Here is a 10807-nt window from a genome sequence, read left to right as displayed (position 1 = left end):
CCGGGGCCCCCCCCCCCCCTAACCCCGGGCCCCCCGCCGCCGCCGTACGCCTACGGGAAGGGGATCAGCCCTCGCTGACGCCCAGCCGCTCCAGGATCAGGTCCTTGACCTTCGCCGCGTCCGCCTGGCCACGGGTGGCCTTCATGACCGCGCCGACCAGGGCGCCGACCGCCGCGACCTTGCCGCCGCGGATCTTGTCCGCGATGGCCGCGTTGCCCGCGATGGCCTCGTCGACCGCCGTGCCGAGCGCGCCGTCGTCGGAGACGACCTTCAGACCGCGCTTCTCGACGACCTCGTCCGGGGTGCCCTCGCCGGCGAGGACGCCCTCGATGACCTGACGGGCCAGCTTGTCGTTGAGGTCGCCGGAGGCGACCAGGGCCGAGACCCGGGCCACGTCCGCCGGCGTGATCGCCAGCTCCTCCAGGGAGACGCCCTGCTCGTTGGAGCTGCGGGCCAGCTCGCCCATCCACCACTTGCGGGCCGAGGCCGCGTCCGCGCCCGCCTCGATGGTGGCGACGATCGCGTCGACCGCGCCCGCGTTGAGGATGGACTGCATGTCCAGCTCGGACACGCCCCACTCCTCGCGCAGCCGGTTGCGGCGCACCCGGGGCAGCTCGGGCAGCGTGCCCCGGAGCTTCTCCACCCAGGCGCGGGCCGGGGCGACGGGGACGAGGTCGGGCTCCGGGAAGTACCGGTAGTCCTCGGCGTTGTCCTTGATGCGGCCGGAGGTGGTGGAGCCGTCGTCCTCGTGGAAGTGACGGGTCTCCTGCACGATCGTGCCGCCGGAGGACAGCACCGCGGCGTGGCGCTGGATCTCGAACCGGGCCGCACGCTCCACCGAACGGAGCGAGTTGACGTTCTTCGTCTCCGAGCGGGTGCCGAACTTCTCGGTGCCGTGCGGGCGCAGCGACAGGTTCACGTCGCAGCGCATCTGGCCCTTGTCCATGCGCGCCTCGGAGACGTCGAGGGCGCGGATCAGCTCGCGCAGCTCGGCGACGTACGCCTTGGCGACCTCGGGGGCCCGCTCGCCCGCGCCCTCGATCGGCTTGGTGACGATCTCGATGAGCGGGATGCCGGCCCGGTTGTAGTCGAGCAGCGAGTGCGAGGCGCCGTGGATGCGGCCGGTCGCGCCACCGATGTGGGTGGACTTGCCGGTGTCCTCCTCCATGTGGGCGCGCTCGATCTCCACGCGGAAGATCTCGCCGTCCTCCAGCTGGACGTCCAGGTAGCCGTTGAAGGCGATCGGCTCGTCGTACTGGGAGGTCTGGAAGTTCTTCGGCATGTCCGGATAGAAGTAGTTCTTCCGGGCGAATCGGCACCACTCGGCGATCTCGCAGTGCAGCGCGAGGCCGATCTTGATGGCGGACTCGACGCCGATCGCGTTGACGACCGGCAGCGAGCCGGGCAGGCCGAGGCAGGTCGGGCACGTCTGCGAGTTCGGCTCGGCGCCCAGCTCGGTCGAACAGCCGCAGAACATCTTCGTCCTGGTGCCGAGCTCGACATGGACCTCCAGGCCCATGACGGGGTCGTACTCGGCGAGCGCCGCTTCGTACGACAGCAGTTCAGTGACAGTCACGGTGAGACTTTCCCTCTCAGCCCAGCAGGACGTCGTCGTCGCCCAGGCGCTTGAGCTCCCGGTAGAGGATCGCCAGGCCGGTGATGATGGCGGCGGCGGACACGGCGGAGTCGATCAGCCGCAACATGTCGTTGTCGCTGCGGGCCAGCTTGGCCTGCTTCGCGACGCTGACGGCACCGAACGCGGTGGTCGCGAGCGAGACGTAGACGCCGGTCTTGGACTTCTTGAAGTTCTTGGCCTTCTTTGCCATGGCACTCACAGCGACGGAGCCTCCTCAAGCAGCGGGTGCCCCCACTTTTCCACGAAGGCGGCCTCGACGGCGGCGCCGACCTTGTACAGCCGGTCGTCCTTCATGGCGGGGGCGATGATCTGCAGGCCGACCGGCAGACCGTCCTCGGGCGCCAGGCCGCAGGGCAGCGACATGGCGGCGTTGCCGGCCAGGTTGGTCGGGATGGTGCACAGGTCCGCGAGGTACATGGCCATCGGGTCGTCGGCGCGCTCGCCGATCGGGAAGGCGGTGGTGGGGGTCGTCGGGGAGACGATCACGTCCACCTCCTCGAAGGCCTTCTCGAACTCGCGGGTGATGAGGGTACGGACCTTCTGGGCCGATCCGTAGTACGCGTCGTAGTAGCCGGAGCTCAGCGCGTACGTACCCAGGATGATGCGGCGCTTGACCTCGTCGCCGAAGCCGGCCTCACGGGTGAGGGCGGTGACGTCCTCGGCCGAACGGGTGCCGTCGTCGCCGACCCGCAGGCCGTAGCGCATGGCGTCGAAGCGGGCCAGGTTCGAGGAACACTCGGACGGCGCGATCAGGTAGTACGCCGAAAGGGCGAGGTCGAAGGTCGGGCAGTCCAGCTCGACGATCTCGGCACCCAGCTCCTTGAGGAGCTCGACGGACTCGTCGAAGCGCTGCACGACACCGGCCTGGTAGCCCTCGCCGCGGAACTGCTTGACGACGCCGACGCGCATGCCGGCGACCGAGCCGTTGCGGGCGGCCTCGACGACCTGCGGGACCGGGGCGTCGATGGAGGTCGAGTCGAGCGGGTCGTGCCCGGCGATCGCCTCGTGGAGGAGGGCCGCGTCCAGGACCGTACGGGCGCAGGGGCCGCCCTGGTCGAGGGAGGAGGAGAAGGCCACCATGCCGTAGCGGGAGACGCCGCCGTAGGTCGGCTTGACGCCGACGGTGCCGGTGACGGCGGCGGGCTGGCGGATGGAACCGCCGGTGTCCGTGCCGATGGCGAGGGGCGCCTCGTACGCGGCGAGGGCGGCGGACGAGCCACCGCCGGAGCCGCCGGGGATCCGGGTCAGGTCCCAGGGGTTGCCGGTCGGACCGTACGCGCTGTTCTCCGTCGAGGAGCCCATGGCGAACTCGTCCATGTTGGTCTTGCCGAGGATGACGACGTCGGCGGCCTTCAGGTTCTTGACCAGGGTCGCGTCGTACGGCGGGATCCAGCCCTCCAGGATCTTCGAACCCACGGTGGTCGGCATGCCGGCCGTGGTGAAGATGTCCTTGAGCGCGAGCGGCACACCGGCGAGCGGGCCGAGCTTCTCGCCCCGGGCACGCTTCTCGTCCACGGCGCGGGCCTGGGCGAGCGCGCCCTCACGGTCGACGTGCAGGAAGGCGTGGACCTTCTCGTCGACGGCCTCGATGCGGGCGAGGTGGGCCTCGGTGACCTCGACGGCGGTCAGCTCGCCGGCGGCGATCTTCCCGGCGATCTCGGCCGCGGTGAGCTTGATGATGATGTTGTCCGTCATGACTGTTAGTCCTCCCCCAGGATCTGCGGCACCTTGAAACGCTGCTGCTCCTGGGCCGGGGCGCCGGAGAGCGCCTGCTCGGGGGTGAGCGACGGACGGACCTCGTCCGCGCGCATGACGTTCGTCAGCGGCAGCGGGTGGGAGGTCGGCGGTACGTCTTGGTCGGCGACCTCGGAGACGCGGGCGACCGCGCCGATGACGTCGTCGAGCTGTTCGGCGAAGTGGTTGAGCTCTTCGCCGGACAGCTCCAGACGCGCCAGCCGGGCGAGGTGGGCGACCTCCTCGCGCGTAATGCCAGGCATGCAGCGATCCTCAGGGGTGAGTCTTGTGATGTGCCGCAATCCTATGTTGTGCCGGTCGGCACAACTAATGCGGCCGATCATCCCCGCGGGGGCGGGGACCAGAGTTGCCCGGCGAAGTGATCGAGTTCCTCGCCTGGACCATCCCCGTGCGGGGAGCGCCTCGGGGGCGCACGGGCACGCTACAGGCTTCCTCCGGACGAGGAGGTCATCACGGAACGACCTGGCCCGAGGGCTGGTCCAGTTCGACCTGGGCGGCGATGTCGGCGGGGCGGCGCCAGCCGTGCTCGCCCCGCGCCAGCAGCCAGGCGGTGGCCTCGCCGGGCGGCATCGCGGCGGCCACCAGCCAGCCCTGGACGGCGTCGCAGCCCAGGTCGCGCAGGCGCTCCCAGGTCTCGTCGTCCTCCACGCCCTCGGCGACGACGAGGAGGCCGAGCGAGTGGGCGAGGTCGACGGTGCAGCGGACGATCTCGGCGTCCTCGGTGTCGACGGCCAGCCGGGCGACGAAGGAGCGGTCGATCTTCAGTTCGCTGACGGGCAGCCGGCGCAGGTGGACGAGGGAGGAGTAGCCGGTGCCGAAGTCGTCGAGCGACATCTTGACGCCGTGGCCGGTGAGGCCGTTGAGCGTGTCGGCGGCCCGCTGGGGGTCCTCCAGGAGCACGTGCTCCGTTATCTCCAGCTGGAGCGCGCCGGCCGGGACGCCGTGGCGGGCGAGCCGGGCGGCGACGGCGCCCGCGAAGCCGGGGGTGTGGACGTCGCGCGGCGAGACGTTGACCGCGACCGGGACGTTCAGGCCCTGGGCGCGCCAGCGGGCGACCTGGGCCAGGGCGGTCTCCAGGACGTACTCGGTGAGGTGCGGCATCAGGCCGGAGGACTCGGCGATGGCGATGAACTCGTCCGGGGGAACCTTGCCGCGCTCGGGGTGGACCCAGCGGACGAGGGCCTCCAGACCGGCGACCTGGCCGTCGAACTGGACCTTGGGCTGGTAGTGGAGTTCGACCTCGCCGGCGTCGAGGGCGCGGCGCAGGTCGCCGAGGAGGCCGAGCCGGTCGGGCGTGTTGGAGTCGCGCTTGGACTCGTAGACCTCGACGCCGGTGCGGTCCCGCTTGGCCTGGTACATGGCGACGTCGGCGCGGCGCAGCAGGCCCTCGGCGTCGAGGGCGTGGTCGGGGAAGACGGCGACGCCGGCGCTGGCCTCCAGGACGAGGGTGAGTCCGTCGAGGTCGAGCGGGGAGGAGAGTTCGGCGACGAGGTGGCGGGCGACCCGCTGGGCGCTGGTGGTGGAGTCGGCGGTGGGCAGCAGGACGGCGAACTCGTCGCCGCCGAGGCGGGCGGCCTCGGCGCCGCGGGGCAGGGCGAGGCGGAGCCGCTCGGCGATCTGGAGCAGCAGCCGGTCGCCCGCGAGGTGGCCGAGGGTGTCGTTGACCGACCGGAAGCGGTCGAGGTCGATCAGGACGAGGGCGGCGCGGGCCCCTTCGCCCTCCGCCTCCTCCAGCGCGGTCCAGGCCCGCTCCAGGAGCCACTGGCGGTTGGGGAGCCCGGTGAGCGGGTCGCGCAGCTGCTCCTCGGCGCGGGCGCGGGCGATCCACAGGGTGGAGTCGAGGGCGATGAGGGGGACGGCGAAGAGCGGCAGCAGGATGGGCCGGGTGGCGGCGACGACGCAGATCAGCGGGGCGATGCCGAGCAGGGCGACGGCGACGAGGCCCTGCCTCAGGAGGGCGGTGCGGGCGACGGTGGGCAGTCCGCGGCCCTGGGGGGCGAGCGTGTACCACAGGAGCAGCCGGGTCACCACGAGGTAGGTGGCGGCGGCGAGGACGACTTCCGGAAGGTCCCCGATCGTCCAGTCGAGGGGCTGCCAGGGCTGTTCGACCGTGGGTACGTCTCCGAAGAGCGCGAGGACGAGGGCGGCGGCGGCGACCCCGAGGACGTCCGCGCCGCCGTGCAGCAGGCCCTGCCGCCAGCGGTGCCGGCGGGCGGCGCCGACCAGGGCGACGACGGTCATCGAGACGAGTCCGGCGGGCACCCAGCCGTACAGGAGGAGGACGGCGAGGGTGAGGGCGGCGCCGGAGCCGGTGCCGCCCCACCAGCGGTCGCGGCCGAGGGCGACCAGGTGGCCGACGATGAGTCCGGTGAGGACGGCGAGGGACCAGCCGGTGGCCCCGTCGGGGAAGAGCCGTCGGCCGCCGCCCAGGGCTTGCTGGAGCCCGACGACGAGCACGACGGCGGCGATGCCCACCACGGCTGCGGGCAGCCGGGAGGTGGGGCCCAGGGGGACCACACGGCCGTCCGGCCGTGGGACCGGGGCGGCGCTCTCGGTCGGTTCCATTCCCGTCCCTCTCACAGGCGGCGGTGCCGTCGGTGTGCCATGGGCCGCGTGCCCGCGGCCGTCCGTCGTGCGGCCGCCGTCGGACGGCCGTTACACGTGCCACGGGGGCCGATGTCCTGGCGCCACGACCGGTGAGGCCCTCGCGCGGCGGTGCAGGACGAGACGCACGGTCACCACATTAGGCCGCCGAGGGCCTCGACGGGCAGCGCTCTCCTTGTCTTGCCCGAATGCGACCCGGCCACCCGTAACGATCTGGTATGCGCCGAACGGGTGAGCCGTGCGGGGGCGTCGCGGGGTCGCTCCCGGGCCCTCGCGGCGCCGTCGCGAGGGCCGGGGGACGCTACTCGGTGACGGGGACGGCGGCCTCCCGGGCGGCCTCGGGGCCCTGTTCGAGCAGGATCGCGAAGCCGTCCTCGTCCAGAACCGGAACCTTCAGCTGCATCGCCTTGTCGTACTTCGACCCAGGGTTCTCACCGACGACGACGAAGGCGGTCTTCTTCGAAACGGAACCGGCCACCTTCGCTCCGAGGCTCTGGAGGGACTCTTTTGCGCCATCCCTGGTGAACTTCTCCAGGGTGCCGGTCACCACGACCGTGAGGCCTTCGAGCGGCCGCGGCCCCTGGTCCTCCCCGGCGCCCTCGTCCTCCAGACTGACCCCGGCCGCGCGCCACTTGCGCACGATCTCGCGGTGCCACTCCTCGGCGAACCACTGCTTCACCGCGGTCGCGATGATCCCGCCGACGCCGTCGACGGCCGCCAGCTCCTCCTCGCTCGCCTGCTCGATCCGCTCCAGGGAGCGGAACTCACGGGCCAGCGCCTCGGCCGCGACCGGCCCCACGTGCCGGATGGAGAGCCCGTTGATGAAGCGGGCCAGCGGGCGCGCCTTCGCGGCCGCGATGTTCTCCAGCATCGACAGGGCGTTCTTCTTCGGCTCGCCCTTCTGGTTGGCGAAGACCGTGACGATCTTCTCCTCGCCGGTCTTCGGGTCCCGCCGGGGCAGCCCGCTGTCCGGGTCGAGGACGTACGCCTTGATCGGCAGCAGCTGCTCGATGGTCAGGTCGAAGAGGTCGCCCTCGTCCGCCAGCGGCGGCTCGGCCGGCTCCAGGGGGCGGGTCAGCGCCGCCGCGGCCACCGCGCCGAAGTTCTCGATGTCCAGGCACTGACGCCCGGCCAGGAAGAAGAGCCGCTCGCGCAGCTGGGCCGGGCAGGTCCGGGCGTTCGGGCAGCGGAGGTCGATGTCGCCCTCCTTCATCGCCTTCAGCGCCGTCCCGCACTCCGGGCACTCGGCGGGCATCACGAACTCCCGCTCGCTGCCGTCCCGCAGGTCGGCGACCGGCCCGAGGATCTCCGGGATGACGTCGCCGGCCTTGCGCAGCACGACGGTGTCGCCGATCAGCACGCCCTTGGCCTTGACCACCTCCTGGTTGTGGAGGGTGGCGAACTCGACCTCGGACCCGGCCACGGTCACCGGCTCCACCTGCGCGTACGGGGTGACGCGGCCGGTCCTGCCGACGCCGACCTTGATGTCGATCAGCTTGGTGTTGACCTCCTCCGGCGCGTACTTCCAGGCGATCGCCCAGCGCGGGGCGCGCGCGGTGGAGCCGAGCCGGCCCTGGAGCGGGATCTCGTCGAGCTTGACGACGACCCCGTCGATCTCGTGCTCGACGGAGTGCCGGTTCTCGCCGAAGTACGCGATGAACTCCCGCACCCCGGCCAGCGAACCGACCACCTTGTTGTGCCGGGCGGTGGGCAGGCCCCATTCGCGCAGCAGCTCGTACGCGTGGGAGAGGCAGTCGATGTCGAAGCCCTCGCGGGCGCCGATGCCGTGCACCACCATGTGGAGCGGGCGGGTGGCGGTGACCTTCGGGTCCTTCTGGCGGAGCGAACCCGCCGCCGCGTTGCGCGGGTTGGCGAAGGGCTTGTCGCCGGCCTCCACCAGGCGGGCGTTGAGCCCCTGGAAGGCCTCCATGGGGAAGTAGACCTCGCCGCGGATCTCCACGAGGTCCGGGATCCGCTCGCCGCGCAGCCGCTCCGGGATGTCGGCGATCGTCCGGACGTTGGGCGTGATGTCCTCGCCGGTGCGGCCGTCACCGCGGGTCGCGGCCCGGGTCAGCCGCCCGTGCTCGTACGTCAGGTTGACCGCGAGGCCGTCGACCTTCAGCTCGCACAGGTAGTGGAAGTCGGGGGTGCCGACGTCCCGCCCGACCCGCTCGGCCCAGGTGGCCAGCTCCTCGTCGTCGAAGGCGTTGTCGAGGGAGAGCATGCGCTCGCGGTGCTCCACCGCGGTGAAGTCGGTCTCGTACTGCCCCGCGACCTTCTGGGTCGGCGAGTCCGGCGTGCGCAGCTCCGGGTACTCCTCCTCCAGCGCCTCCAGGTCGCGCAGGAGCCGGTCGAACTCGCCGTCGCTGATGACCGGCTGGTCCTTCACGTAGTACCGGAAGCGGTGCTCCTCGACCCGCTCGGCCAGGTCGGCGTGCTTCTCCCGTGCCTCGGCGGGCAGGGCCCCCTGTTCGACTGCCACCTTCGTCCGTCCTCCCGTGCCTCTGAACCCGGTCACTCTGGGTTGTCCGCGAGCGATCTCGCCGCCCGGGCGCAGTGGGCGAGCGCCGCACGGGCGTAGGCGGGCGAAGCGCCCGCGAGCCCGCACGTGGGAGTGACCACCACGGACTCCGCGAGAGTCCCCGGATTCAGCCCCAGCCTGCGCCACAGCGTCCTGACACCCATGACGCTACCGCCCGGGTCCGACAACGGGGCGTCGGTGGACCCCACCACACCGGCGAAGAGCTTGGTCCCGGCCTCCACGGCCTCACCGATCGACTCCTCGTCACGCTCGGTGAGCAGACCGAAGTCGAACGAGATCCCGTCGACGCCCGCCCTGCGCAGCAGCGCGAACGGGACGTCGGGGGCGCAGGAGTGGACGACGACCGGCCCGTCGTGGACCGCGGTCACCTCCCGGAGGGCGCTCTCCACGACCTGCCGGTCGACGGCCCGGTAGGTGCGGTAGCCGCTGGCGGTACGGACGTGGCCGCGCAGGACGGCGGTGAGCGAGGGCTCGTCGAGCTGGAGGACGACCCGGGCTCCGGGGATGCGCTTGCGCAGTTCGGCGAGGTGGTCGCGGAGCCCCTCGGCGAGCGAGCCGACCAGGTCCCGGCAGGCGCCGGCGTCCCCGAGGGCCGCCTCTCCGCCGCGCAGTTCCAGGGCGGCGGCGAGCGTCCACGGGCCCACGGCCTGCACCTTGAGCGCGCCCTCGTACCCCTGGGTGAACTCCTCCAGGGCGTCCAGGTCCTCGCCCATCCAGGAGCGCGCCCGCCTGGTGTCCCGGCCCGGCCGGTCGCTGATCCGCCAGCCGCTCGGCTCCACGTGCGCGTACAGGTCGACGAGCATCCCGAGGGTCCGGCCGATCATGTCGGCGCCGGGGCCCCGGGCGGGCAGCTCCGCGAGGAACGGGAAGTCCTCGAAGGAACCGGTGACGGTCTTGGCCGCCTCCCGGGCGTCACCGCCGGGCAGGGATCCGACGCCGGTGGCGGCGGCCCAGGGGAAGTCGTTGCTCTCGCTCATGTCAGCGTCCCGGACGGACGGTGAGGTCGTTGATCTCCGCGTCGCGCGGCAGGTCGATCGCGGTGAGGATCGCCGTCGCGACCGACTCGGGGTCGATCCACCGCGACGCGTCGTACTCCTTGCCCTCCTGGGCGTGGACCTTCGCCTGCATGGGGCTCGCCGTGCGGCCCGGGTAGACCGAGGTCACCCGCACGCCGTTGGCGTGCTCCTCGTGGCGCAGGGCGTCGGCGAGCGCCTTGAGGCCGTGCTTGGAGGCGGCGTACGCGCCCCACTCGGCGTGCGCGTTGAGTCCGGCGCCCGAGTTCACGAAGACGACGTGGCCCTGGGAGAACCGGAGTTGGGGCAGGAGGTGCCGGGTCAGTTCGGCGGGGGCGACCAGGTTGACGTTGAGCTGGTGGTGCCAGGTCTTCGGGGTGAGGTCCCCGATCGGCCCGAGGTCGACGACGCCCGCGATGTGCAGCAGGCTGTCCACCTGCCCGGGCATGGTCTGGTGCGAGAACGCCCAGGAGAGCCGGTCCGGGTCGGCGAGGTCCCCGACGAGCGTCCGGGCGCCGGGGAACTGCCCGGCGAGCTCCTTCGCCCGCCCCGCGTCGCGCGCGTGCAGCACGAGTTCGTCCCCGCGCGCGTGGAGGCGGCGCGCGACGGCCGCGCCGATGCCGGAACCGGCCCCGGTGATCACATGTGTAGCCATGGGCACCATGCTCGCATCAGCGGGCGGCGATGCCCTCCTCCAGGTGGGTGAGGGCCGTCGGGCCGTCGTCCGCGAAGAGGACGAGGTCGGCGAGGGGGAGCGGGAGGAAGCCCTCCTCCTCCATGCGCTGGAACTGGGCCTTCAGTCCGTCGTAGAAGCCCGCCGTGTTGAGGAGGACCACCGGCTTGCGGTGCTTGCCGTGCTTCTTCAGCTCCAGGATCTCGGTGGCCTCGTCGAGGGTGCCCGTGCCGCCGACCATGACGACGATCGCGTCGGACTTGGCGAGGAGCAGCGCCTTGCGTTCGGCGAGGTCCTGCGCGACGACCATCTGGTCGGCGTCCGGGCGGGCCTTGTGGGCGAGGAAGTCGACGGAGACGCCGACGAGCCGGCCGCCCGCCTCCTGGACGCCGTCGGCGACGACCTTCATCAGACCGGTGTCGGAGCCGCCCCAGACGAGGGTGTGGCCGGCCTTGCCGAGCAGTCCGGCGAACTCGCGGGCGGGGGCCGTGTACCGCTCGTCGAGGTCGGCGGCGGAGAGGAAGACACAGATGTTCATGGCCACCACCGTAGCCCTGACCAGCGCCTTCCGGGATTCTCCGGAA

Annotated in this window: 9 protein-coding genes; all 9 read right to left on the bottom strand. The window is 72.1% G+C overall.

From position 1 onward, the window contains the following. Nucleotides 1-64: 64 nt before the first annotated feature. Nucleotides 65-1576, bottom strand: a complete 1512-nt coding sequence (gene gatB / locus ABT129_RS03290) for an Asp-tRNA(Asn)/Glu-tRNA(Gln) amidotransferase subunit GatB (RefSeq protein ID WP_351895899.1) — start codon at nucleotides 1574-1576, stop codon at nucleotides 65-67. 16 nt (nucleotides 1577-1592) lie between these two features. Further along, entirely contained in the window at nucleotides 1593-1826 is a 234-nt protein-coding gene (locus ABT129_RS03285; RefSeq protein WP_351895928.1) for a hypothetical protein, read from the bottom strand. 5 nt (nucleotides 1827-1831) lie between these two features. Continuing rightward, entirely contained in the window at nucleotides 1832-3331 is a 1500-nt protein-coding gene (gene gatA / locus ABT129_RS03280; RefSeq protein WP_351895897.1) for an Asp-tRNA(Asn)/Glu-tRNA(Gln) amidotransferase subunit GatA, read from the bottom strand. Nucleotides 3332-3336: 5 nt separating this feature from the next. After that, nucleotides 3337-3633 carry an Asp-tRNA(Asn)/Glu-tRNA(Gln) amidotransferase subunit GatC gene (gatC, locus tag ABT129_RS03275; protein ID WP_351895894.1) on the bottom strand — a complete coding sequence of 99 codons (297 nt, stop codon included), beginning with the start codon at nucleotides 3631-3633 and terminating at the stop codon, nucleotides 3337-3339. A gap of 208 nt (nucleotides 3634-3841) precedes the next feature. Continuing rightward, the gene (locus ABT129_RS03270) at nucleotides 3842-5956 is read right to left on the bottom strand and encodes a putative bifunctional diguanylate cyclase/phosphodiesterase (protein WP_351895893.1); all 2115 of its coding nucleotides are present in this window, start codon (nucleotides 5954-5956) and stop codon (nucleotides 3842-3844) included. A gap of 340 nt (nucleotides 5957-6296) precedes the next feature. After that, nucleotides 6297-8477: an NAD-dependent DNA ligase LigA gene (gene ligA / locus ABT129_RS03265; protein ID WP_351895891.1), complete on the bottom strand. Its 2181-nt coding sequence runs from the start codon at nucleotides 8475-8477 to the stop codon at nucleotides 6297-6299. A gap of 32 nt (nucleotides 8478-8509) precedes the next feature. Continuing rightward, on the bottom strand, nucleotides 8510-9514 hold the full coding sequence (locus ABT129_RS03260; protein ID WP_351895889.1) for a methionine synthase: 1005 nt from the start codon (nucleotides 9512-9514) through the stop codon (nucleotides 8510-8512). 1 nt (nucleotide 9515) lies between these two features. Further along, nucleotides 9516-10214: an SDR family oxidoreductase gene (locus tag ABT129_RS03255; RefSeq protein ID WP_351895888.1), complete on the bottom strand. Its 699-nt coding sequence runs from the start codon at nucleotides 10212-10214 to the stop codon at nucleotides 9516-9518. A 7-nt stretch (nucleotides 10215-10221) separates the two neighbouring features. Beyond that, nucleotides 10222-10761, bottom strand: a complete 540-nt coding sequence (locus tag ABT129_RS03250) for an LOG family protein (protein WP_351895885.1) — start codon at nucleotides 10759-10761, stop codon at nucleotides 10222-10224. Nucleotides 10762-10807 lie beyond the last annotated feature (46 nt).

It is taken from the genome of Streptomyces sp. NPDC002057 (assembly GCF_040296665.1).
Classification (GTDB): Bacteria; Actinomycetota; Actinomycetes; order Streptomycetales; family Streptomycetaceae; genus Streptomyces.
Note: the sequence above shows the minus strand (reverse complement) of the source record. Positions and strands in the feature narration are given on the sequence as shown.

Coding starts and splice junctions, on each gene's coding strand:
- ABT129_RS03260 (WP_351895889.1), bottom strand. CDS start 9,514: ATGAGCGAGAGCAACGACTTCCCCTGGGCCGCCGCCACCGGCGTCGGA.
- ABT129_RS03285 (WP_351895928.1), bottom strand. CDS start 1,826: ATGGCAAAGAAGGCCAAGAACTTCAAGAAGTCCAAGACCGGCGTCTAC.
- ABT129_RS03270 (WP_351895893.1), bottom strand. CDS start 5,956: ATGGAACCGACCGAGAGCGCCGCCCCGGTCCCACGGCCGGACGGCCGT.
- gatC (WP_351895894.1), bottom strand. CDS start 3,633: ATGCCTGGCATTACGCGCGAGGAGGTCGCCCACCTCGCCCGGCTGGCG.
- ABT129_RS03250 (WP_351895885.1), bottom strand. CDS start 10,761: ATGAACATCTGTGTCTTCCTCTCCGCCGCCGACCTCGACGAGCGGTAC.
- ABT129_RS03255 (WP_351895888.1), bottom strand. CDS start 10,214: ATGGTGCCCATGGCTACACATGTGATCACCGGGGCCGGTTCCGGCATC.
- gatA (WP_351895897.1), bottom strand. CDS start 3,331: ATGACGGACAACATCATCATCAAGCTCACCGCGGCCGAGATCGCCGGG.